Raw genomic sequence first — 24,063 nt, 5'->3', positions numbered from 1 at the left:
GGGCCGGTACAGGTCAAACCCGCTCGATGGCCAGCGCCAGACCTTGGCCGACACCTACACACATGGTCGCCAGGCCCTTGCGCCCGCCACTTTTCTCCAGCTGATGCAGCGCAGTCAGCACCAGGCGCGCACCGCTCATGCCCAGCGGGTGCCCCAGAGCGATCGCGCCGCCATTAGGGTTCACCTGCGGTGCATCGTCGGCCACACCCAGCTCACGCAGCACCGCCAGGCCTTGGCTGGCAAAGGCTTCGTTGAGCTCGATCACGTCGAAATCACTCACCGCCACCCCCAGGCGCTCGGTCAGCTTACGCACCGCTGGCACCGGGCCAATGCCCATCACACGTGGTGCAACACCGCCGCTGGCCATGCCCAGCACGCGGGCGCGCGGGGTCAGGCCGTGCTTCTTCACGGCTTCCGCCGACGCCAGGATCAGCGCCGCAGCACCGTCGTTCACGCCCGAGGCGTTGCCAGCGGTGACTGTCTTGTCCGGGCCATTGACCGGCTTGAGCTTGGTCAGCGCCTCCAGCGTGGTTTCCGGACGCAGGTGCTCGTCACGCTCCACGATGGTTTCGCCCTTCTTGTGCGCAATGCGCACCGGGACGATCTCTTCGGCGAAGAAGCCAGCAGCCTGGGCCGCTGCAGCCTTCTGCTGGCTGCGCAGGGCGAAAGCGTCCTGGTCAGCGCGCGAAACCTGGTAGTCGTCGGCGACGTTATCGGCCGTTTCCGGCATGGAGTCCACACCGTACTGGCTCTTCATCAGAGGGTTGATGAAACGCCAGCCGATGGTGGTGTCTTCAAGCTTCATGTTGCGCGAATAGCCGCTTTCAGCCTTGCCCATGACGAACGGTGCGCGCGACATCGACTCGACACCGCCAGCAATCACCAGCTCCATTTCGCCGCTTGCAATAGCGCGGAAGGCGGTACCAATGGCATCCATGCCCGACGCGCACAGGCGGTTCAGGGTGACACCCGGGATGCTCTCCGGCAGGCCGGCCAGCAGCAGCGCCATGCGCGCCACGTTGCGGTTGTCTTCACCGGCCTGGTTGGCGCAGCCGAAGAACACTTCATCAACCTGGTCCCACTGCACGGCAGGGTTGCGCTCGATCAGCGCTTTGAGTGGCACGGCGGCCAGGTCGTCGGCACGCACACTCGCCAGCGCGCCGCCGAAGCGGCCGATGGGGGTGCGGATGGCGTCACAGATAAATACGTCGCGCATTAGGCTTCTCCTGCCACTGGCCATGGGCCGCGGCGGTACGTGTGGAGGCTACTGGTCAGGGTGCTTCGATGAGCCCAGATTAAGGAGACTGACGGTAGGCTTACAATCCGATAATCGACTATCCGTGCGATTATCGAACCATTTGTTACGCTGCTACCTATCTGCCTGCTGGGAGCGCTGCACGCCCCCCCTCGCTATTCAGGTCGCGTCGGCGTGGCTTACCAGCCCCTTCACGATCACACCTACGGTCGCCAGTGCCGCTGGCACCAGCAACGCCGTCAGTACCTGTTCGAAGTTCCAGCCCAGGCCCAACAGCGTAGCGCCGCTCCAGGCCCCCAGAATTGCACCAAAGCGGCCGATACCCAGCATCCACGATACACCCGTGGCACGGCCCTGGGTCGGGTAGAAGCGTGCTGCCAACGATGGCATTGCCGATTGCGCGCCGTTCACGCACATACCGGCAATCAGCACCAAGGTGGCCAACACGGTGATGTTGCCCAGGCTCTGCCCCACGGCGTATGCAAACACCCCGGCCAGCAGGTAGAAAATGCCGATCACCTTGTGCGGGTTGTAGCGGTCCATGGCCCAGCCCACACCCACGGCACTCAGCACGCCGCCAAACTGGAACAGCGCGCCGATAAATGCGGCCTGCTCCATGCTCGCGCCGCTGTCACGCATCAGGGTTGGCAACCAGCTGGTCAGCAGGTAGACGATCACCAGGCCCATGAAGTAGGTCAGCCACAGCAGCATGGTGCCCAGGCCATAAGTGCCGGAGAAGATCAGCGCAAAGACGCTGCGGGCGGCTACGGCCTTTTGCTCTGGCACGGTGAAGCTGCCCGCCTCGGCCACCACCTGCGGCGCAATGGGCGAAAGGGTCTTGCGTATCTTGTCGGTACCCCGGTTGCGCACCACCAGGAACCGCGCCGATTCCGGCAGCCAGACCATCAACACCAGCGCCAGAAGCAGTGGCAGCACGCCGCCGATTACCAGCAGGCTGTGCCAGCCATAGGCCGGGATCATCTTGGCGGAAATGAAGCCACCACCGGCCATGCCCAGGTTGAAGCCGCAGAACATGCTGGTCACCAGCAGCGATTTGAGGCGCTCGGGGGTGTATTCGGACAGCAGTGTGGTTGCATTGGGCATACCGGCACCCAGACCCAGGCCGGTCAGGAAGCGCAGTACCAGCAACTGGTCGACGTTGGTGGCATAGGCGGAGGCCAGGCTGAAACCGCCAAACACCAGCACCGCGCCCACCAGCACGCCTTTACGGCCGAAGCGGTCAGCCAACGGCCCGGAGCCCAGGGCACCGAACACCATACCGATCAATGCGGCGCTCATCACCGGGCCAAGGCTCGCCCGGTCGATGCCCCACTCCTGCGACAGCGCCGGGGCGATGAAGCCCATGGCGGCAGTGTCCAGGCCATCGAGGAAGACGATCAGGAAGCACAGCAACACGACCCGCCACTGGTAGCGGGAAAGCGGCTGCTGATTGATGAACGACTGAACGTCGAGGCTTTTGCCGACGTTGTTTTGCGCTTGGTTCATTGTTGTTGTCCAGAATGTTGGGCACAGCCAGACCACTGCACACGGGCAACCGGCACAGAGGACGATGATTGGGGGAATATGGCCTGCGTCAGCCTGGATACAACGGTACTGCGTGCGGGTGCGGCCGCAGCAGCAAGTGGACAGTATTCATGGTAAGTGCCTCTTGTATTTTTTGTTCGGTCGGCATGGCCGACCGTTGCGAGAGACATTAATCAGCGGGCGGCGGTGGCGCAATTCGCCCGGAGCGACACTGTGCGTTTATCGCACAAGAAACCGTTTTGCCTGTTCTAAATGTCAAAGGGGGGCGCTCCGCGGCCCCCTTCAATCTCAGCCAAACAACTGATGGCAAAGGTCCCGGCTGGCCGCCAGCAGGATCGGCAGGAAGCGCTGTTCCAGCTCACTGCGTGTCACCCGCCCCACATGGGTGCTCACGTTCAACGCCGCCAACACTTGCCCCGATGCATCGTAGATCGGCACGGCAATCGAACGCAGCCCCTGCTCCAGCTCCTGGTCCACCACGCACCAGCCTTGGGCGCGTACCTGCTGGATGCAGGCGAACAGTGACTCGGGGTCATGCAAGGTACGGCTGGTACGCGCCTTCAGGTCGGCACGCTCCAGGTATTCACGCAGGCTGGTGTCGTCCATGGCCGCCAGCAGGATGCGCCCCATGGATGTGCAGTAGGCCGGCAGGCGCCCGCCCACCGACAGGTCGACCGATATCAGCCGCTCCACCGTGGCCGAACGGGCTATATAAAGAATGTCGTCGCCTTCAAGGGTGGCCATGTTGGCGGCTTCGTGCAATTGGTCACTGATACGGTCGAGATAAGGCTGGGCAGAGATCGCCAGTGGCGTAGACGACAGGTAGGCGTGCCCCAGCGTCAGCACTTTGGGCAGCAGCGAATAGGTACGCCCGTCGGAGGTGGCGTAACCCAGCTTGATCAGTGTGTGCAGGCAACGGCGCACCGCGGCTCGGGGGATTTCGGTGCGGTGGCTGATCTGGGCGATGGTCAGGTGGCGCTTGCGTTCCTGAAAGGCCTGGATCACGGCCAGGCCACGTGCCAGGGAGGTCATGAAGTCTGGATCGCCGGTAAACGCCTGGATGCGCTTGGCCGGTGAAGCCACGATCGGCGGGGCCATGGCGGCCGATGGGGGTCGCGCCGGCTCTGGATTGACCGAATCATTGACCAGGGTTTCGTCACTCATCGCACACCTCAAAAAAAAACGCCCACTCGTTCGATTATCGAACAAACGGCCGATAATCGCAATTGACCGCTGACACGTTTGCTTATACCTTTCTCATGCCACTTGTGGCTTCTTTGGAGAGACTGGTCAGGTACCCACCGTAGAAGTCCCCAGGCAACGGCCTCGCCTCTTGGCGAGGCCGTTTTTCATTCTGGCGTCGCCCTGGCATTGCGGCGAACTTTTATCCGTCATGCCTTTCAAACTTGTACGAAGCGTCCGAACTGTTTCCGCCCCTGCCACTCGTTGCGTCAGGTGCTGTCAGGGTTCGGTAAATAACGATGTTCGGCGAATTATCGGTTGCTATAATCATTGCGCAGGCCCGGGCGCTAGCATGGCAGCGGCGTATTCCGCTGTATGTAGCCGTTGCGGCCAGCCAGGCATGTGCACGCTGCACATCGCATAACAAACGTCATCACACTTAATTCAGGTACTGCATGTGACGAAAGATGAACTGCGCGCAGAACTCGAGCGCCAGGCTGAACGTTACAAGGATGTTTACGGTGGTGAAGTCACCACTTACGCCGCACAACCGGATCCGGAACGCAAACCCTGGCGCAAACGTGCCAGCGTGCGCGACCAGGCGTTCAACCAGGAACTTGAACGCATTGAAAAGGAACTGCGCAGCGACAATCCCTGACCCGGGACCACGCCAGCGCGTCGTCGCCCGGCCAGCCCGGGCGAGGTCGATCTTTACCGCCTGACCGAAGATGAAATGGATTTTCACAAATTTCATACGACCGTTTGAATGATGACGAAACGGCCATTTCTTCGCTTTTTTGCCTGATTTCGCCAGGCTTTGCGCTTTTTAGCAGACATTTTCCTGCCTGATTGCCCCAGTTCGCATCCCATGCTCACGCCATGAAGATTGCCATCGGTCTGTAGCAGGTGCATCGATTGCCAAGGTTTTCTGGCATAATCCCGCCCCCCTATACCCGCCAGACAACCTTCATGATCGATTTATTCAGCGGACTGGATGCCTGGGTGTTGGTGAGCCTGCTGCTCGCCTTGACCTTCGTACTCGCCTTCGAGTTCATCAATGGCTTTCATGACACCGCCAATGCGGTAGCTACAGTCATCTACACCAAAGCCATGCCGCCGCACCTCGCCGTGTTCTTCTCCGGTGTGTTCAACTTCCTTGGCGTTCTGCTCGGCGGTGTGGGGGTGGCCTATGCCATCGTGCACCTGCTGCCGGTAGAGCTGCTGATCAATGTGAACACCGGACACGGCCTGGCCATGGTCTTCTCGCTGCTGGCTGCGGCCATCACCTGGAACCTGGGTACCTGGTACTTTGGCATCCCGGCCTCGAGTTCGCACACGCTGATCGGCTCCATTCTCGGTGTCGGCCTGGCCAACGCCCTTATCAACGACATTCCGTTGGGTGATGGCGTCAACTGGCAGAAGGCGATCGACATCGCCATGTCGCTGGTGGTTTCGCCAATGGCCGGCTTTGCCGTGGCGGCCCTGGTGCTGATCGGCCTGAAGTGGTGGCGCCCGCTGTCGAAGATGCACAAAACCCCCGACCAGCGTCGCAAACTCGACGACAAGAAGCACCCGCCATTCTGGAACCGCATGGTACTGGTGGTTTCGGCCATGGGCGTGAGCTTCGTGCACGGCTCCAACGACGGCCAGAAAGGCATCGGCCTGATCATGCTGGTGCTGATCGGTATTGTCCCGGCCAAGTTCGTCCTCGACCTGAACAGCACCACCTACCAGATCGAGCGTACCCGCGACGCTACCCTGCACATGAGCCAGTTCTACCAGCGCAACGCCGCCACCCTGGGCGAATTCCTGGCACTGGGCAAGGCCAAGTCCAGCGACCTGCCGGAGAAGTTCAGCTGCAACCCGCAGCAGACCGAGCCGACCATCGCCGCGCTGCAGTCTTCGCTTCAGGGCGTGACCGACTACCACAGCCTGGATGCCGACAAACGTGTTGAAGTGCGCCGCTACCTGCTGTGCCTGGATGACACCGCGAAAAAGGTCGGCAAGCTGCCGGGCCTCGAGGCCCGTGAAAAGGCCGACCTGGAAAAACTCCGCAAAGACCTTACCGCCACTACCGAATACGCACCATTCTGGGTGATCGTGGCCGTCGCCCTGGCCCTGGGCCTGGGCACCATGGTTGGCTGGAAGCGTGTGGTACTCACCGTTGGCGAAAAAATCGGCAAGCAGGGGATGACCTATGCCCAAGGCATGTCTGCACAAATCACTGCCGCCTGCGCCATCGGCATGGCCAACGTGTTCGCCCTGCCGGTATCGACCACACACGTGCTGTCGTCCGGTGTAGCCGGCACCATGGTTGCCAACAAGAGCGGCCTGCAAGGCGGCACGGTGAAGACCATCCTGCTGGCCTGGGTCCTGACTCTGCCGGCTTCGATGGGCCTGGCCGCCGGCCTGTTCTGGCTGGCATCCAAAGCCATTGGCTAAGTGACACCGCAATAGAAAAAGGCGCCTCATGGGCGCCTTTTTCACAGGAGTCATTCCTGTACCGGCGATAGGGCCGGTACAGGCAAACTACCTTTTCTTGCCCCCCAGCAACGACCCCATCAGCCCTCGCACCAGCTGTCGCCCCAACTGATTGGCCGCCTGGCGCACTGCCGACTTGATCGCCTGCCCCGCCGCACTTTGCAAGAAGTCGCCGGCCTTGTCGGCAAAGCTCTCCTCGTCCACCTTCGGTTGCGGCGCCGGCTCCAACGCCTCGCCCTTGCGCTGGGTCAGCCTCTCATAGGCCGACTCACGGTCCACCGGCTTGTCATAGCGCCCCACCAGCGGTGAAGCAGCAATCAGCGCAGCTCGCTCGGCCGCACTCAGTGGCCCGATACGCGACTGCGGCGGCGCAATCAGCACCCGCTGCACCATGGCAGGCGTGCCCTTTTCCTCCAAGGTACCCACCAACGCCTCGCCAATCCCCAGCTCGGTCAGCACCGCCAGGGTGTCGAATGCCGGGTTCGGGCGAAAGCCATCGGCCACCGCCCTCAGCGACTTCTGCTCCTTGGCGGTAAACGCCCGCAAGCCATGCTGTATGCGCAAACCCAACTGGGCCAGCACCGCATCCGGCAAGTCACCCGGTGACTGGGTGACGAAATACACCCCCACACCCTTGGAGCGGATCAGCCGCACCACCTGCTCCAGGCGGTCCTGCAACGCTTTTGGCGTACCGTTGAACAGCAAGTGCGCTTCATCGAAGAACAAGGCCAGCACCGGCTTGTCGGCATCTCCACGCTCGGGCAACTGCTCGAACAGCTCGGCCAGCAGCCACAGCAGGAAAGTCGCGTACACCTTGGGCGCCTCATGCACCAGCCGGCTGGCGTCGAGCAGGTGGATGCGCCCACGGCCATCCAAATCTGGCCGCAGCAGGTCCTCGAGCTGCAATGCCGGCTCGCCGAACAGCGCCTCGGCGCCCTGCTGCTCCAAGGTCGCCAGGCGCCGCAACAGCGCCTGGGTCGAGGCCGTGGTCATCAGCGCACTGTCTTCCCCCAGCAATTGTGGGTTGTCCTTCAGGTGCGCGAGCAGCGCCTTGAGGTCCTTGAGGTCCAGCAGCAACAGGCCCTCACGGTCGGCCACCTTGAAAGCTGCATACAGCGCCGCCTGCTGACTGTCGGTCAGTTCCAGCAGGTTGCCCAGCAGCAACGGCCCCATTTCACTGAGGGTAGTGCGCAGCGGGTGGCCGGACTGCCCGGCGATGTCCCAGAGGCTGACCGGGTAGGCCTGAGGCGTGTGCCCCAGCCACGGCATGCCGGCGATGCGTTCGGCCACCTTGCCCTGCGGCGCGCCGGCAGCCCCCAGCCCACACAGGTCACCTTTGACATCGGCCGCGAATACGGCCACCCCTGCGTCACTGAACGCTTCTGCCAGGTGCTGCAAGGTCACGGTCTTGCCAGTACCCGTCGCGCCCGCCACCAGGCCATGGCGGTTGGCCAGCCGCATCGCTTGCCCGACTGGCTGGCCATCTGGGCCAGCACCCACAACTATGGTCGAAGTTTCCGACATCTCTGCAATCCTCTGCTCAAGCTTTGCCTTAATTCGGCCGATACCTTTGGGTGATATTCGCCTTAATTAGAGAGGAACAACCGAAAAGGGACTTTTCGGGATGTTGCACTGCTTTGCGGCTCCACCCGTGCGAACGCCTGATATAACACCTTAGCGGAACCGATTACGCCATGAACAAAAGCCTTCGTTTCAGCCACAAGATTCTTTTGGCAGCATCATTGATCGTGATACTCGCCTTCAGCCTGTTCACGCTCTACAACGATTACCTCCAGCGTAATGCGATCCGCGCGGACCTGGAAAACTATCTCGCTGAAATGGGCGCCTCCACTTCGACCAACATCCGCAACCTGTTCGATGGCCGTATCAAGCTGGTGGAAAACCTGGCACAGAACATTGCCCAAAACCCAACCAACGCCGAAACCCTGATGGGCCAGAATGCGTTGATTTCCAGCTTCCTCACCGTTTACCTGGGCAAGGTGGACGGCGGCTTCAGCGTGCGCCCGGACGCAAAAATGCCCGATGGCTACGACCCGCGCACCCGCCCCTGGTACAAGGACGGCATGAACGCCACCGGCGCGACACTGACCGAACCGTACATCGACATGACCACCAACAAGATGGTCATTGGCATCCTCAGCAAGGTTTCCAGCAGTGTCGGCGTGGTCGGGGGCGACCTGGCCCTGGACGGCCTGGTGCAGATCATCAACTCGCTGAACTTCGGCGGCATGGGCTACGCCTTCCTGGTGAACGACCAAGGCAAGATCCTGGTGCACCCTGACCAAGACCTGGTGATGAAGTCGCTGTCGGACCTGTTCCCGCAGCACACGCCAAAGCTGACCGGTGAACTGACCGAAGTGCAGAGCGAAGGCCAGACCCGCCTGCTGACCTTCACCCCGATCACCGGCCTGCCTTCGGCCAACTGGTACATCGGCCTGTCGGTGGACAAGGACAAGGCCTTCTCGATGCTGAGCACTTTCCGCACCTCGGCGGTGATCGCCACGGTGGTGGCGGTGGTGATCATCATCGGCCTGCTTGGCCTGCTGATCAGCGTGCTGATGCAGCCGCTGCATACCATGACCCGCGCCATGGAAGACATCGCCGAGGGTGAAGGCGACCTGACCAAACGCCTGCGCATTCACAACCACGACGAGTTCGGCATCCTGGGCACCGCCTTCAACCGTTTCGTCGAGCGCATTCACAGCTCCATCGCCGAAGTGTCCTCGGCCACCGAGCAGGTCAACGAAGTGGCCCTGCGTGTCATCAGCGCCTCGAACTCGTCGATGACCAATTCTGACGAACAGTCCAACCGTACCAACAGCGTGGCCGCCGCCATCAACGAACTGGGCGCCGCCGCCCAGGAAATCGCCGGCAACGCTGCTCAGGCGTCGCAGCACGCCAGCTCGGCTCGCTTGCTGGCCGAAGAGGGTCAACAGGTGGTCGAGCGCAACATTGCGGCAATGAACCGCCTGTCCGACCTGATCGTCAGCTCCAGCGGTCACATCGAGACGCTGAACAACAAGACCGTCAACATTGGCCAGATCCTCGAAGTGATCACCAGCATTTCCCAGCAAACCAACCTGCTGGCGCTGAACGCCGCCATCGAAGCGGCCCGCGCCGGTGAAGCCGGCCGTGGTTTTGCCGTGGTGGCCGATGAAGTGCGCAACCTGGCGCACCGTACCCAGGAATCGGCGCAGCAAGTGCAGACCATGATCGAAGAGCTGCAGGTGGGCGCCCGCGCGTCGGTCGAGACCATGGACCAAAGCCAGCGCCACAGCCAGGACAGTGTGCAGATCGCCAACCAGGCCGGTGAGCGGCTGGACAGCGTTACCGTACGCATCAGCGAGATCGACGGCATGAACCAGTCGGTGGCCACCGCCACCGAAGAGCAGACCGCCGTGGTCGAGGCAATCAACATGGACATCAACGAGATCAACATGCTCAACCAGGAAGGCGTGGAGAACCTGCAAGCCACCTTGCGCGCCTGCTCGGACCTTGAGCAGCAGGCCGGCCGCCTGAAGCACCTGGTGGGCAGTTTCCGCATCTAAGACACTGTTTCGCGGGCACGCCCGCTCCCGCAACGGCTGACACAAACCTCAAGGTCTGTGCAGTCTCTGCGGCAGCGGGCGTGCCCACAAAGAAACCAACACCCGCCTCAGCCCTGGGCCGCCAAACCCCGATCGAACAAACTATCCTTCACACAGGTCAACCTGTAGGCGCGTCATCGCCGGATGACAAGCCCGAAGATGATCCTGGAGGGATGCTGATCGTGCACATCGCCGACATCACCATGTTCTATGCCCCGGCCAGCGGCGGCGTACGAACCTATCTTGATGCCAAACACCGCCGCCTCGACGCCATTCACGGCGTACGCCACAGCCTGCTGATACCCGGTGCCAGTGCACAGCACGCCGATGGCATCTATCAGGTGCCCGCCCCGCCTCTGCCATTCGGCAAGGGTTACCGCTTCCCGGTGCGCCTGGCCCCCTGGTGCAATGAACTGCGACGGCTCAAGCCCGACCTGATCGAGGTCGGCGACCCCTATCTGACCGCCTGGGCTGCGCTGGAGGCCCGGCGTCAACTCGATGTGCCAGTGATCGGCTTCTATCATTCAGACCTGCCGTTGTTGGTCAGCAACCGCATGGGCAACTGGTTCACGCCCAATGTCGAGGCCTACGTCAGCAAGCTATATGGCAATTTCGACCGGGTGCTGGCGCCCAGCCAGGTCATGGCCGACAAACTGCGCCGCCTGGGTGTACGCGATGTGCATGTGCAGCGCCTGGGGGTGGACCTGGCCACCTTCAACCCAGACCAGCGCGACCCGCACCTGCGCGCGCAACTGGGCATCGCTGACACCAGCCGCCTGCTGATCTATGCCGGCCGCGGCTCGCGGGAAAAGAACCTGCCAGTGCTGCTCGACTGCATGCAGCAGCTGGGTAGCCCCTACCACCTGCTGCTGGTGGGTTCGAACATGCCGGCCAATGTGCCGCGCAACGTCAGCGTGATCGACCACTTCTGCCCCGCGCCGGAAGTTGCCCGGCTGCTGGCCAGTGCCGACTTGCTGGTGCACGCCGGGGACCAGGAAACCTTTGGCCTGGTCATTCTTGAAGCGATGGCCAGCGCCATCCCGGTGGTGGCTGTACGCGCCGGTGCCTTCAGTGAAATCGTCAACGAACAGTGCGGCCGCCTGTGCCGCCCCAATGATGGCCACGCCATGGCGGCAGCCGTGCGCGAGGCGTTCGAGGCCGGCGTACGTATACTCGGGGCGCAGGCGCGCCGCCATGTGGAGCAGCATTATTCATGGGACAACGTGGTGTGCGGCCTCCTGCAGCACTACCACGCGGTGCTCGGCCACCCACTGCAGGTGCGCGCCCATGGCTGAGGCATGGCCGGCGTCGCGCAGCCTGATGCTGGTGCTGCATGACGTCGCGCCCGAGACCTGGCCAGACTATCAACCCTTCGTCGAAGCCGTCGACACCCTCGGCGGCGTCCCCATGACCTGGCTTGTGGTGCCAGACTTTCACCAGCGCAACCTGCTGCTGCGTTCGCCCACCTTCTGCCGCCTCCTTGACCGGCGCCTGGCCCAGGGCGATGAACTGGCCTTGCACGGCTACTACCATGCCGACAACAGCCCACCGCCCCGCACACCCGGCGACTACTTCATGCGCCGTATCTACACCCACGAAGGTGAATTCTACGGCCTGGACCAGCAGCAGGCCCTGCAACGGCTGGAGCGCGGCCTGGCACTGTTCCACCAGCAAGGCTGGCCTGTAGCAGGCTTTGTAGCGCCGGCCTGGCTGATGAGCGAAGGCACCCGCCAGGCCCTGCGCCGCCTTCCCCTGCGCTACACCAGCACGCCGCAGCACCTGTACCGCTTGCCGGACTTCACCGCGATCGAAGCCCCGGGGCTGGTGTGGAGTGCCCGCAGCGCGTGGCGCCGAGGGCTTTCCAGGGTGCTGTGCGACTGGCAATGCCACCGGTGGCGCAATGCCGAGACCCTGCGCCTGGGCCTGCACCCGGTGGACATGCGCCACCGTTCATCCCGGGACTACTGGCTGAACACCTTGCGCAGCTTGCTGGCTCAAGGCCGCGAGCCCCTGACCAAGTCGGCCTGGCTGGACCGCAAGGCCAGCGCATGAACCGCCTGGCCTGGCTGGGCCTGACACTGCTGGCGGCGGTGCTCGTGCCGATCCTGCTCGGTGGCAGCGAGCTGCTGCCGAGGCTACAAAGCTTCGATCCTGTGCTGATGCTCACCCTGCTGGGCATGATTCTGCTGTGCTGGGCCATCAACGCCATTCGCTTGCGCCTGTTGCTCGGCCAGCAGGGAGCCAGGCTTGGGCCCCTGCGTAGCCTGGGCGTGATAATGGCCACCGAATTTGCCATCTGCACCACCCCCGGTGGTAGCGGCGGGCCCTTGACCCTGATGGCCCTCCTGGCACGTGACCGCATCAGCGCGGCACGCAGCGGCGCTGTATTCGCCATGGACCAGTTGAACGATCTGGTGTTCTTCTTCTGCGCCATGCTGGCAATAGCTGGCTACGCGCTGTTCCACAGCCTGGGCCGCAGCCAGGAAAGCATGTTGCTGGGCAGTGCGCTGCTACTGTGCACAGCACTGGCCGGGGTGGTCGGGCTGCTACGCTATCGCCGTCAGGTCATGCGCTTGAACGGCAGGCTGCTGCGGCACCTGGGCATGAGCCAGCGGCGCAAACGTCGCTGGGCGCGCAAGCTGTTGCACTTCGTGCAAGCGCTGACGCAAACCTGGCAGCTGCCCAAGCGCACACTCAGCCTGGTGTTCACCTTGACCTGTGCACACTGGGCTCTGCGCTACAGCGTGTTGTACCTTGTCTTGAGGGGATTGGGGGTGGACCTGGCCTGGATCCCCAGTTTTCTGGTGCAGATGCTGTCGCTCAGCGCCGGCCAGCTCAGCCTGCTGCCAGGCGGCGCCGGTGCCGCCGAGCTGACCTCGGCCAGCCTGCTGACGCCATGGGTGGGCGGCTCTACCGCCGCCGCGGCCATCCTGATATGGCGGGCGGTTACCTACTACTTTTATCTGCTGGCGGGTGGGCCGGTGTTCGTGTGCCTGCTGGCGCGTCCGTTACTGGAGCGCTGGCGGCGTCAGGCGGGTTGAGCTGTTGCCAGAGTTCGGCAGCGCCGGGGAAGTCGGTGCCGTCAGTATCATCCAGGGCTTCGGGGTCGTAGCGGGCCAGGCAACCTTCGCCGAGAGTGGGAGGTGGTGAGGCATTGGGGGTGTTGCGTTGTGTGGCCATCAGTGTTCCTTTCAAGATTGCAGGGGCGCTTTGCGCCCCTGCATCATCAATCGAAAACGACAGTCTTGTTGCCATGCACCAGCACCCGGTCTTCCAGGTGATAACGCAGGCCGCGGGCCAGCACCATCTTCTCTACATCACGGCCAAAGCGGACCATGTCCTCGATGCTGTCGGCATGGCTGACACGCACCACGTCCTGCTCGATGATCGGGCCGGCGTCCAGTTCTTCGGTGACGTAGTGGCAGGTCGCGCCGATCAGTTTCACGCCACGCAGGGCGGCTTGGTGGTAAGGCTTGGCACCGACGAACGACGGCAGGAAGCTGTGGTGGATGTTGATCACTTTTTCAGCAAAGTCCCGGCACAGTTGCGGCGGCAGGATTTGCATGTAACGGGCCAGCACCACCACATCGGCGGCGTGCTCCTGAACCAGGCGCGACACTTCGGCAAAGGCCGGGGCCTTGTCCTTGGGGTCAACCGGCACGTGGAAGAAAGGAATGCCGTGCCACTCGACCATGCTGCGCAGGTCGTCGTGGTTGGAAATCACGCAAGGGATCTCGCAGTCCAGTTCATCAGTGTGCCAGCGGTGCAGCAGGTCGGCCAGGCAATGCGACTCTCGGCTGGCCATCAGAACCACACGCTTTTTCTGCGCCGAGTCGGTAATGCGCCAGGTCATGGAGAACTCTTCGGCGATCGGCGCAAACGCCTCGCGGAAGGCTTCGATACCGAACGGCAGGGATTCGGCGCGGATTTCATGGCGCATGAAGAACCAACCGCTCTGCTCGTCAGAGTGGTGACTGGCTTCGTTGATCCAGCCATTGTACAAGGCCAGGAAATTACTGACTTTCGCCACGATGCCGACACGGTCGGGGCAGGCGATCACCAGACGATAGGTGCGCATGAATGAGACTCCAGAACTTCGCAAAGGCGCCTATTCTAGCGGCACGCCAGAAAAAACGCAGTATTGATCGCAGCCACGATGGCGTATGCCGGTCGCCATACACAGCGCAGGCATTGCCTGACAGACACGTGGAAAAACAGGGTTTTTAAGTAAATTTTTGTTCACGTAGAGAAATATTGTCACAGCTTAATTAACAGTTAATCGCCCAATATCATGTTTACTTGCGACTATCGCCTGTCTATTATTGCTCCACACATTTCTGAACACGCATTAAGGAACACTCCATGTCCCTGATCAACGAGTACCGCGCTACCGAAGAAGCCATCAAGGAACTTCAGGCCCGCCTGGCCAACCTGTCGCAGGATGACAAGCTCAAAAAAGAACTGGAGTTCGAAGGCAAACTGCGCACTCTGATGGGCGAGTACTCCAAGTCGCTGCGCGACGTGATTGCCCTGCTCGACCCAGAGTCGAAACTGAGCAAGGCACCTCGCGGTGCGGTCAAGACTACTGCCACCAAACGTGCGCGCAAGGTCAAGCAATACAAAAACCCGCACAACGGTGAAGTCATCGAAACCAAAGGCGGCAACCACAAAACCCTGAAAGAGTGGAAAGCCACTTGGGGTGGTGATGTGGTTGAGAGCTGGGCAACCCTGCTGGACTGATTGTCCGCATTTGCCTTTTGCTTGTCGCAACAAAAACGCCGGCACATTGCCGGCGTTTTTGTTGCCCCGCTGTCAGCCAATTGCAAATTGTTCCTGCAGTTGCCGGGCGTGCAGTTGCCAAGCTTCCAGCACACGCCGCCCAGCCTCGTTAGCGCCTTCCCAGGCTTTTTGACGCGCCTGTTCGAAGTCGCCCAGCGTATTGGGCGCCCCCCACTGCGGGTCGCTCAGGCGCTGCTGACAAAAGCCATACCAGCGCTGACGCTCTTCGCTGGTCAAGGTTTCGGGGAAGTTGCGCGCCCGATAGCGGAACAGCAATTCCGGTAAACGCGGGTCATCGAACATCCACTGCCCACGGCCCAACTGCGCGGGTTCCAGCATACGCACTTGCTCACATAAGCGGCGGTCTCGGTCCCCTACAAAACCGTCATACAACTGTTGTTCCGGGTCTTCTGTCGGGGTGAAGTCTTCCTTGCCGTAGATGTGCGCCAGCTTGTCTTGCCATTGCGCCTGTTGATTAGCCAACTGTTCGCCGCGCAATTGTAACAACGTCAAGTCCAGGCCTAATCGTTGTTGGTCGGCCGGGCGCAATACCGACAGTGGCGCCAGTACCGGGCAGCGATTGATCTGTACCAGTTTGAGCGGCACCGGTAATTCACCCTCGGCCAGTGCTTCATGACGGGTATACAAGCGCTGGCGTAGAACCTCGGCACTTTCCCTTAGTAACGGTAGGGGTTCCTGATGCAAGTCGCAGACGATCAGCGCATTGCGATTACGTGGGTGCCACGCTAATGGCAGTACGACACCCAGGTAATTACGCGCCGCCGAAAAGCGCCCGGATATGTGCACCAGTGGCTGCAACAAACGGATCTGCTCCATCACTTTATGCTTGCTGCGCAACTGGAAGAGCCACTCATACAACTTGGGTTGTTTCTGCCGAATCAGACGGGCCAGCGCAATGGTTGCCCGCACGTCGGAAAGCGCTTCGTGGGCATGCCCATGGTCAATGCCATTGGCTTTGCTCAACAGTTCCAGGCGCAGGCTGGTGCGCCCATCCTGTTGCGGCCATTGAATACCGTCAGGGCGCAACGCGTAGGCGGTTCGCACGATATCGATCAGGTCCCAGCGGCTGTTGCCGCCCTGCCACTCCCGGGCATAGGGGTCGAAAAAGTTTCGGTACAAACTGTAGCGGGTCACTTCATCGTCAAAACGCAGGGTGTTGTAGCCAGCACCACAGGTGCCCGGGTGTGCCAGTTGCGCATGCACCCGGGTCATGAACTCGGCCTCGCACAGGCCTTGCTCGGCCAGCAACTGCGGGGTAATGCCAGTCACCAGGCAAGCCGCCGGGTGTGGCAGGATGTCATCGGAAGGCCGGCAATAAAGGCTGATCGGCTCATCGATTTCGTTAAGGTCGAAATCGGTGCGCACGCCGGCCACCTGCAGCGGCCGGTCGCAACGCGGGTTGATGCCGGTGGTTTCGTAGTCGTGCCAGAAAATGCTTGAGGTCACGGGGTCGTCCTGTATCAAGGTCGACCCGATTCTAGCGCAGCCTCAGACAGAAGCGTTGGCAGGCAGGAAACTGAAATAATCACGCAGTGAGCGCACGAACTCGTCGAATTCGCGAGGCGCCTGCAACAGCATGAAGCCGGAATCGTAGTGGCCTGGCGTCTGGTCTTCGCGGCACCACAGGCAACTGGCGGTCAGGTTGACGAACTGATGCCCGCCGCCAACCAGCGGCAAGCGCAATTGCAGTTCGTAATCGGGCCCTACCAGCACAGGCAGCTGGCTGATGACCATCAGCCCATCCTCGGAGGCATTACCCAGCTGGCCGATCTCCTGACCGGTAAAACGGTTGAATACCTTGAGGATACAAGGCAGCTGATGACGCTCGATGTGGCGCTTGTTGAACATGATCGCGTGTGTATTCCGTACCTGGTGCCAGGAATACAAGGTACTGGCGGTTGTTGTAACAGCTGAGTTACAGATTAGCGCAGGGCGCGCAGCAAATCCCGTGAAATAAACCACACCTTGGTGTTATCGCCAAGGTGCGGTGGTCACCGGGTTGGCCACAGCCGCTTCGCCGCTACGGGCATGCCCGAGTTTTTCAAGGGTCTGCAGGCGTGCCCGGGCACGATAGGCGTACTCGTTGCCCGGGTATTTCTGGATCAGGTACTGATAAGTCTGCGCGGCATCCACGTACAGCGCCTGGCGCTCCAGGCACTGGCCACGCAGCAGCGACACCTCGGGGTGGATGAACGGCCGCGAACGGCTGGTGCGATCGACCTGCGACAGCTCCAGCATGACCCGTGCGCAGTCGCCACGGTCGTAGGCGCGGTAGGCATTGTTCAGGTGGTGGTCCATGGACCAGCGGGTGCAGCCGACGGCGCTGGCCGCCAGGGCTAAAACGATCAGGGCTCGCATGGGGATCTCCTTTGATGCCTGTGTATCGGCCATCGCCAACAAATCTTCACAGGCTTTTGCAAGCATACCCCGACCGTTCAAATGCCACCCTGTCTTGGTCGCAGGTAGTGCAACGGAACAATGACTACAGCGAGATTCAGGAGTAGCCTTTCGCTGCGCTTCACTATAGGAGTCTGTGCATGACCATCCGCCGTACCAAAATCGTCGCCACCCTTGGCCCCGCCAGCAACTCGCCGGAAGTGATCGAGCAATTGATCCTTGCCGGCCTGGACGTGGCACGCCTGAACTTCTCCCACGGCACCCCGGACGAGCACAAGGCCCGCGCTCGCCTGATCCGTGACATCGCCGCCAAGAACGGCCGCCATGTCGCGCTGCTGGGCGACCTGCAGGGTCCAAAGATCCGCATCGCCAAGTTCGCCAACAAGCGCATCGAATTGAAGATCGGTGACAAGTTCACCTTCTCCACCGCCCACCCGCTGACCGAAGGCAACCAGGACATCGTCGGTATCGACTACCCCGACCTGGTCAAGGACTGCGGCGTCGGTGACGAACTGCTGCTCGACGATGGCCGTGTGGTCATGCGCGTCGAAACCGCCACTGCAGACGCCCTGCACTGCGTGGTGATCATCGGTGGCCCGCTGTCGGACCACAAAGGCATCAACCGCAAAGGTGGCGGCCTGACCGCGCCGGCCCTGACCGAAAAAGACAAGGCCGACATCAAGCTGGCCGCGGAAATGGACCTGGACTACCTGGCCGTTTCCTTCCCGCGTGATGCCAGCGACATGGAATACGCACGCAAGCTACGTGACGAGGCCGGCGGCAGCGCCTGGCTGGTGGCCAAGATCGAACGGGCCGAAGCAGTTGCCGACGACGAGACCCTCGACAAGCTGATCGCCGCCTCCGACGCGGTGATGGTTGCCCGTGGCGACCTGGGTGTGGAAATCGGCGACGCCGAGCTGATCGGCATCCAGAAAAAGATCATCCAGCACGCCCGCCGCAACAACAAGGCGGTGATCGTGGCGACCCAGATGATGGAGTCGATGATCCAGAACCCGATGCCGACCCGCGCTGAAGTGTCCGACGTGGCCAACGCCGTGCTGGACAACACCGATGCGGTGATGCTGTCGGCCGAAAGTGCTGCCGGTTCCTACCCGATCGAAGCCGTACAGGCCATGGCGCGGATTTGCCAAGGTGCCGAAAAGCACCCGACCAACCAGAAGTCCAGCCACCGCCTGCACACCACCTTCGAACGTTGCGACGAAAGCATCGCCCTGGCGGCCATGTACACCGCCAACCACTTCCCGGGCGTGAAGGCGATCATCGCCCTGACTGAAAGCGGCTACACCCCGCTGATCATGTCGCGCCTGCGTTCGCACGTGCCGATTTTCGCCCTGTCGCCGCACCGCGCGACCCAGGCTCGCGTCTCGATGTTCCGCGGCGTGTACCCGATCGCCTTCGACCCGGCCTCGCTGCCGGCCGACAAGGTAAGCCAGGCGGCAGTCGACGAGCTGCTCAAGCGTGGCCTGGTGCAACAGGGTGACTGGGTGATCCTGACCAAAGGTGACAGCTACCACACCATCGGCGGCACCAACGGCATGAAGATCCTGCATGTCGGTGATCCTCTGGTCGGCTGATCAGCTGCTCGCAGGTCGCGTGCTACAAGAGCCCCGTACAGCTTCTGTCGGGGCTTTTTTCAACGTCACGCATCTCGCCTCTCAAAGACTTATCTAGCGCCAGCCAGCTCGCCACGTGTCCTTGAATTGGGCCTCTTCACTTCGATGACGAGAGCCTGATCATGCGTGACGCTCCACTACACTCCCAAGCCGGCAACTTTCTTGATTGCTTCAAGACCGCTGTCGACAACCGAACAGGCCAGTTCTGCTTGGCCATTGCCCTGCCCGTGCCTCCCGCCAACCAGCTGTGCGGGCCAACGCTGAGCGTGACACTGGCTTTCAGCACCCTGGCCTCTTCCTGTAACCGTGGCTATGGCCTGGGCTGGAGCCTGGGGCTATCGGAAATCAACCTTGATCAGGATAACCCGCGTCTGAGCCTGTCTTCAGGCGAGCAGTTCGCCATTGATCTGATCAACTCCGACCCGTGCAGTGATGGCCGGCTGGCATTCTTCGATCAGAAACTGCCAACCTTCACAGTCACGCGTCAAGCCGATGGCAATTTTCGGGTCGACAAGCAAACCGGCGAAAGCGAGATTCTTCGCCAACAGGACGACAGCACCCGCTACTTGCTTGAGGAGATGCGCTCACCCGAAGGGCGCCGCCTGTATTTCGACTGGATGCCCTTCGCCGACGGTATATCGACGCTGGCCAGGATCCGCGATGAAACCCGTACATTGCTGGCCCTGGAAACCGAAACCAGTGAACTGCGTTTCGTGCTCAATCCACAAACGGCCCACGCCGCTACTCTGAGGGCGCTGCTGAGCAATGAGCGCTTGAGCCAGCTGTACCTCCCCGACATCGACCAGCCATTCGAAATCGAGTACGACGCCCTGAATGTGCCGGGGCAGGCGCAGCTCCTCTTGCCACGTCGCTTTATCGGCCCTCTCGGTGCCCGCGACATCGTCCACTGGTCCCAGGACAGTGAAGGCCTGCGCATGCCCGAAGGCGGCCCCCTGGCATTCCTGCCCCGCGTCATGGGATGGACCCATACCAGTGCTGGCCCGGGCAGTGAGCTCCAACGCAGCTACCAGTGGATCGGCGATCACAACCACCTGGGCTATGGCAGTGACCAGGCGTTCGAATGGCATAGCGGGCGGGACAACCTCTACCAGGTCAACAGCGACTATCAATACCAGATGGTGGAAGAACAGACCGATGGCCAGGGCAGGCTTCTGGCCACAGTCGAACGCACCTGGGACCGTTTCCACCTGCAGGTAAGTGAAGTGACCCGCCGGGGGCACTGCGAAACGCGCGAGAAAACACTCTACGGCGTCGATCCGGCACTCAGTTGGGAGGAGCAACCGGCGTGGTGCCAGTTGCCCCACGAAGTATCGGTCACCTATCTGGATCATTCCCGGCCCGGCCAAAGCCGCAGCGAGAGCACCCGCTATGTCTATGACGACTTCGGCAACCCTCTGCGCGTGCTATTCCCCAGCGGCGTCGAGGAATGTTACGAATACTACCCGGCAGAAGGTGCCGAAGGCTGCCCCGCAGACGCACTCGGCCGGGTACGTTTCCTGAAAAAAAAGACCGTTATCCCCGTCATCGCCAAAGGCGCAGCCCCTGTTCTGGCCACTACTTATATCTACCAGGCGCTACCTTCGCTGATCGAAGGCGCATTGCCCCACGTACTGGTGGCCAGCGAGCAGCTCGAAGGCCCCGAGAACCGGGTGATCGAGCATACCCGGCAGTTCTACCTGACCACTGCAGGTACCACGTATGGCCGGGAAGAAAAGAGCGTCGTCACCCTCGACGGCAAATGCACAACTACCTTTTACAGCTACAGTGCCACCGCGGATGCACTGGTGACCGAAGTCACCCTGCAGGGCTTTGAGAACGATGAAGAAAACCGCTCCAGCACCGCTCATGCACAATCGATGCTCACCGGCCAGACTCTCTGGGAGCGGCACGACAGCGGTGCCATTACCCGTTATGAATATGACCGATTAGGCCGTGTGGTATGCACCAGGTCCGCAGCAGGCAGCCCTTACCAGACCCAGCGCCTGGCCCGTTATCACCTCAACGACGAGTTCGCCAGGCAAGCCAGGCCGAACGGCCAGTACAATCCGGTATTGATCGAGCAGGTCGATATCACCGGCCGCCGACAGCGCCAATGGCTCGACGGCGAAGGTCGGGTCGTGAGCATTCACCTTGAAGACCTCGATAACAGCCCGGGCGTGTTCCGCGAAACAGGCCGCAACCAGTACGATGCCCTCGGCCGCCTGGTCAGCCAGACCTCACTGGACTGGCTCAAGGCCGACAACCTGCTCACCTTGACCCGCACAATCCGCTACGACGACTGGGGCCACGCCTGCCAGGTGACCAGCCTGGAAGGCATCGAACAGCACCTCCATCACGACCCCATCACCCGCCGCAGCGAACAGTGGCAAGCGGCAGGCAAGTTACAGGGGCCGCGCCAGGTCATCTCGCACAACGCTGCCGGCAGCCCGGTGGAACAGCAGGATTACGATACCCGCGGGCGACACACCCGCACCCTGCTACTGCTGCGCGACGGCCTCGACCGGGTCATCGAGCAGCGCATCCAGGTTGAAGGCTCACCCGACATCGTCACCCGCCTGCGCCATGACGCCTACTCACGCATCATCGAAAAGCACCTGCCGGACAATACAGTGGTGACCTGGACCTTCGCCGAGCACAGTGATGGCCATCACCCGCAAAGCATTGCTGTCAGCTCGAGCGTCGGTGAGGCGCAGGCAATGAGCGAAACCGCCTGGATACTCGGCCGCCAGACCTTCGATGGGCTCGGCCGGCAGCGCTCGGTGCAGGTCGCCGGGCGTACCACCCACTATCACTACCGCCCAGGCCAGCTGCCACCCGTCGCCAACACCTTGGCCGATGGCAAGCACGTGACCTACCGCTACGAGCCTCAGTTGGGCAATGCCCTGCTAGGCACCGCAGCCGACGGCGAAGCCGAGCAGCAGCTGACCTATCATGCCACGCTCGGCATTCCGACCAACGCCCGCGGCGGGCTCGGCAGCCTCAGCTGGCAACTCACGCCTTCCGGGCTGCCCTTGCGCGACAGCTGGAACCTCGACGAGGTCGAGCACACCACCCATTGGCGCCATTCGCTCAACGGGTTGCCAGTGGGATTCACCGACGCTGCGGGAGCCGAACACCATCGCCATCTCGACAGGTTCGGGCGCCTGCAGCGCCTTGAGGTAGACGGCGTACAAACCGAGTTCAGCTACGACGCCCTCTCCCGCCCGCTGAGCATTACCACCCACGACCCTGCCCGTGCGCGGAGCCTGACCCGGCGGATCAGCTACGACACCATGGGCCGAGAACAGCGCAGCGTCTACACCGTGAGCGATACCGAGGGGGAGCGTAGCATCACCCTGACGCTGGCCTATTCAGCCCTCGACCAAGTGATCCAGCGCAGCATCAACGGCGCCGAAGAGTATTTCGACTACGACCGGCGGGGCCGCTTGGTACGCTACCGCTCCAGCGCCGACGGCGCGCCACTCGACCCGTTCGGCAATCCCATCGTCGAACAACGCTATACCTTCAACCCGCTGGATGGTTATCAGCGAGTGGTCAGCACCTTTGCCGACGGTAGCCAGGACGCGGCTGAGTTCAGCTACGCGGCGAACGATCCGACCCAGCTCAGCGCGGTTACCCACTCCCACCCAAGCTGGCCAGCCCGCATCGAACTGACGTACGACGCCTGTGGCCGGCTCATCGCCGACAGTATGGGCCGCACCTTGACCTGGAACAGCTCCGACCGCTTGGTACAGGTCGAGCACAGTGGCTCTAGCTGCCATTACCACTACGACGCCAGCGGTAACCTCTGCGAACGTGAACTGGACCATGGCCGGGTACGCAGTTTTTACAGCGCCGGGCAACTGACCCACGAACAGCACGGTGAGCTGCGCCTGGGGCTGATTGGTGACGGCGCCGAAGTGTTTGCCGTGAGCTGCAAGGATGGCGGGGAGTCCACCATCCGCCTGCTTGGCTGCGATGGCCAAGGCACCGTACGGTTGCAAGTCGACGAGCGACTGCGCCAGTGCCATTACAGCCCGCATGGCGCCGAACCCGAAAACGACCAGCAAGCTCCGTTCGGTTTTGCCGGGCTGCGCCGCGAACCGCTGACGGGCTGGTACATCCCTGCCGGCTACCGGCCATACGATCCTGTCCTGATGACCTTCCTCAGCCCCGACAGTGATAGCCCGTTCGACCGTGGTGGGCTCAATGCCTACGCGTACTGCGCCGGTGATCCGGTCAACCGCATCGACCCCGATGGTCACAGCTGGGTCGGCTGGACGATCGCAGGCGTAGGCCTGGCGATAGGCGCAGCGGCCGCAATCAGCACGTTGGGCGCCGCCGTGCCCGCCATTGTCGCCCTGTATGGCGGCAGTGCGCTGACCGGCAGTGCGGCGCTGGCAATCGGCAATGCCGCACTGAACGCTATCTCCCTGAGCACCGGTATCGCCAGCATGACGATGCAAGCCAGTGGCGCGGACGAAAAAGCCGCCAACGTACTGGGCTGGATATCACTGGGTACTGGCTTGGCCAGTGCCGTAATCGGTATGGCGCCTGGCTCGACCAAAGTCGCCAGCAAAGCGCTCCGCTCACCTGGCAGGGCTAATGCCAAGCGTGCGTTCGCCAACCCGATGACGCCCGCCCCCCGGCAGGTACAAAACACCGCCGTGATCTACTCGGCTGACGGCATGGCCAACGACGTTGCCATGCATTACAACTTCGTGGGGCAAGGTATCCGTGCCTTCGAAACCCACGGCAGCAAGGCTGGCCAGTTGATGAACGGCGCAGGCCAGATGGAAGATGCCGTACGTGTTGCACTGCGGGAAATCGCACCGCGCCTCGCCGGCATGGCCGACAACCAACCTATCGTCTTGCTGGCCTGTTATGGCGGCAAGAGTGGAGCAGCACAACGCATCGCCAATGTGCTGCAGCGGCCGGTACATGGCTATGACAGACCCATCTGGGTACATCGTGCCGGTTTCATGCAGTCCCTTGAAGTGACAGCTCAGACCAGCAATCTACCCAGGCAGCAAATATCAAGATGGCGCCAACTGATGGGCCAGACCGGGCTGTTTTCCGCGACTCCCGACAGAGAGCTGGCGACCGGCAGGCTGTATTTTCCTCAATAGCTTACGGCAGCATGCTTCGCCCACGGGCGGGC

The 24,063-nt window shown here is 61.9% G+C and carries 17 protein-coding genes and 1 pseudogene; 10 read left to right on the top strand and 8 right to left on the bottom strand.

Annotation, left to right across the window (positions count from 1 at the left end; all coding sequences use genetic code 11):
• Positions 1-13: 13 nt before the first annotated feature.
• The 3 genes from pcaF to pcaR all read right to left on the bottom strand — a co-directional run bounded on the left by pcaF (position 14) and on the right by pcaR (position 3,964).
• Positions 14-1,216, bottom strand: a complete 1,203-nt coding sequence (gene pcaF, locus ACK1VC_RS26170; RefSeq protein WP_016488883.1) for a 3-oxoadipyl-CoA thiolase — start codon at positions 1,214-1,216, stop codon at positions 14-16.
• A 198-nt stretch (positions 1,217-1,414) separates the two neighbouring features.
• The gene (locus ACK1VC_RS26165; protein ID WP_191086934.1) at positions 1,415-2,761 is read right to left on the bottom strand and encodes an MFS transporter; all 1,347 of its coding nucleotides are present in this window, start codon (positions 2,759-2,761) and stop codon (positions 1,415-1,417) included.
• 327 nt (positions 2,762-3,088) lie between these two features.
• Positions 3,089-3,964, bottom strand: coding sequence for a pca regulon transcriptional regulator PcaR (gene pcaR, locus ACK1VC_RS26160; RefSeq protein ID WP_016488885.1), 876 nt, complete (start codon positions 3,962-3,964; stop codon positions 3,089-3,091).
• A gap of 475 nt (positions 3,965-4,439) precedes the next feature.
• On the opposite strand from pcaR, the gene ACK1VC_RS26155 reads away from it, so the two are divergent.
• Positions 4,440-4,640, top strand: a complete 201-nt coding sequence (locus ACK1VC_RS26155; protein WP_016488886.1) for a hypothetical protein — start codon at positions 4,440-4,442, stop codon at positions 4,638-4,640.
• Between the two features lie 311 nt (positions 4,641-4,951).
• Positions 4,952-6,424, top strand: a complete 1,473-nt coding sequence (locus ACK1VC_RS26150; protein WP_024717454.1) for an inorganic phosphate transporter — start codon at positions 4,952-4,954, stop codon at positions 6,422-6,424.
• An 87-nt stretch (positions 6,425-6,511) separates the two neighbouring features.
• Here ACK1VC_RS26150 and ACK1VC_RS26145 read toward each other — a convergent pair whose 3' ends face one another.
• Entirely contained in the window at positions 6,512-7,987 is a 1,476-nt protein-coding gene (locus ACK1VC_RS26145; RefSeq protein ID WP_023048374.1) for a helicase HerA-like domain-containing protein, read from the bottom strand.
• Between the two features lie 170 nt (positions 7,988-8,157).
• Here ACK1VC_RS26145 and ACK1VC_RS26140 point away from each other — a divergent pair.
• The 5 genes and pseudogenes from ACK1VC_RS26140 to ACK1VC_RS26120 all read left to right on the top strand — a co-directional run.
• A pseudogene (locus ACK1VC_RS26140) lies at positions 8,158-9,174 on the top strand (cache domain-containing protein); the annotation flags it as partial.
• Between the two features lie 93 nt (positions 9,175-9,267).
• Positions 9,268-10,032 carry a methyl-accepting chemotaxis protein gene (locus ACK1VC_RS26135; protein WP_371262295.1) on the top strand — a complete coding sequence of 255 codons (765 nt, stop codon included), beginning with the start codon at positions 9,268-9,270 and terminating at the stop codon, positions 10,030-10,032.
• A gap of 212 nt (positions 10,033-10,244) precedes the next feature.
• Positions 10,245-11,366 carry a glycosyltransferase family 4 protein gene (locus tag ACK1VC_RS26130; protein WP_016488891.1) on the top strand — a complete coding sequence of 374 codons (1,122 nt, stop codon included), beginning with the start codon at positions 10,245-10,247 and terminating at the stop codon, positions 11,364-11,366.
• Positions 11,359-12,123 carry a DUF2334 domain-containing protein gene (locus tag ACK1VC_RS26125; protein WP_016488892.1) on the top strand — a complete coding sequence of 255 codons (765 nt, stop codon included), beginning with the start codon at positions 11,359-11,361 and terminating at the stop codon, positions 12,121-12,123. The genes ACK1VC_RS26130 and ACK1VC_RS26125 overlap by 8 nt, the downstream gene beginning before the upstream one ends.
• The gene (locus tag ACK1VC_RS26120; protein WP_191086935.1) at positions 12,120-13,112 is read left to right on the top strand and encodes a lysylphosphatidylglycerol synthase transmembrane domain-containing protein; all 993 of its coding nucleotides are present in this window, start codon (positions 12,120-12,122) and stop codon (positions 13,110-13,112) included. Before ACK1VC_RS26125 ends, ACK1VC_RS26120 begins: the two co-directional genes overlap by 4 nt.
• Positions 13,113-13,297: 185 nt before the next feature.
• Here ACK1VC_RS26120 and purU read toward each other — a convergent pair whose 3' ends face one another.
• The gene (purU, locus tag ACK1VC_RS26115) at positions 13,298-14,149 is read right to left on the bottom strand and encodes a formyltetrahydrofolate deformylase (protein WP_016488894.1); all 852 of its coding nucleotides are present in this window, start codon (positions 14,147-14,149) and stop codon (positions 13,298-13,300) included.
• Positions 14,150-14,433: 284 nt separating this feature from the next.
• Here purU and mvaT point away from each other — a divergent pair, with 284 nt between their 5' ends.
• Positions 14,434-14,811 carry a histone-like nucleoid-structuring protein MvaT gene (gene mvaT / locus ACK1VC_RS26110; RefSeq protein WP_012273998.1) on the top strand — a complete coding sequence of 126 codons (378 nt, stop codon included), beginning with the start codon at positions 14,434-14,436 and terminating at the stop codon, positions 14,809-14,811.
• 72 nt (positions 14,812-14,883) lie between these two features.
• Here mvaT and sbcB read toward each other — a convergent pair whose 3' ends face one another.
• From sbcB to ACK1VC_RS26095, 3 genes are all read right to left on the bottom strand, one after another.
• Positions 14,884-16,317, bottom strand: a complete 1,434-nt coding sequence (gene sbcB, locus ACK1VC_RS26105; RefSeq protein WP_191086936.1) for an exodeoxyribonuclease I — start codon at positions 16,315-16,317, stop codon at positions 14,884-14,886.
• A gap of 42 nt (positions 16,318-16,359) precedes the next feature.
• Positions 16,360-16,719, bottom strand: coding sequence for a PilZ domain-containing protein (locus ACK1VC_RS26100; RefSeq protein ID WP_016488896.1), 360 nt, complete (start codon positions 16,717-16,719; stop codon positions 16,360-16,362).
• A gap of 123 nt (positions 16,720-16,842) precedes the next feature.
• Positions 16,843-17,229 (bottom strand): tetratricopeptide repeat protein, encoded by a 387-nt coding sequence (locus tag ACK1VC_RS26095; protein ID WP_016488897.1) that lies wholly within the window; start codon positions 17,227-17,229, stop codon positions 16,843-16,845.
• A gap of 179 nt (positions 17,230-17,408) precedes the next feature.
• Between ACK1VC_RS26095 and pyk the strand changes: the two genes are divergently transcribed.
• Together pyk and ACK1VC_RS26085 are read left to right on the top strand one after the other, a co-directional pair.
• Positions 17,409-18,863 carry a pyruvate kinase gene (gene pyk / locus ACK1VC_RS26090; RefSeq protein ID WP_016488898.1) on the top strand — a complete coding sequence of 485 codons (1,455 nt, stop codon included), beginning with the start codon at positions 17,409-17,411 and terminating at the stop codon, positions 18,861-18,863.
• A gap of 161 nt (positions 18,864-19,024) precedes the next feature.
• On the top strand, positions 19,025-24,031 hold the full coding sequence (locus ACK1VC_RS26085) for an RHS repeat-associated core domain-containing protein (RefSeq protein ID WP_449118145.1): 5,007 nt from the start codon (positions 19,025-19,027) through the stop codon (positions 24,029-24,031).
• Positions 24,032-24,063 lie beyond the last annotated feature (32 nt).

The organism is Pseudomonas sp. XP2 (assembly GCF_053557975.1).
The sequence above is the reverse complement of the archived record's forward strand: the minus strand, read 5'-3'. Positions and strand labels throughout refer to the sequence as shown.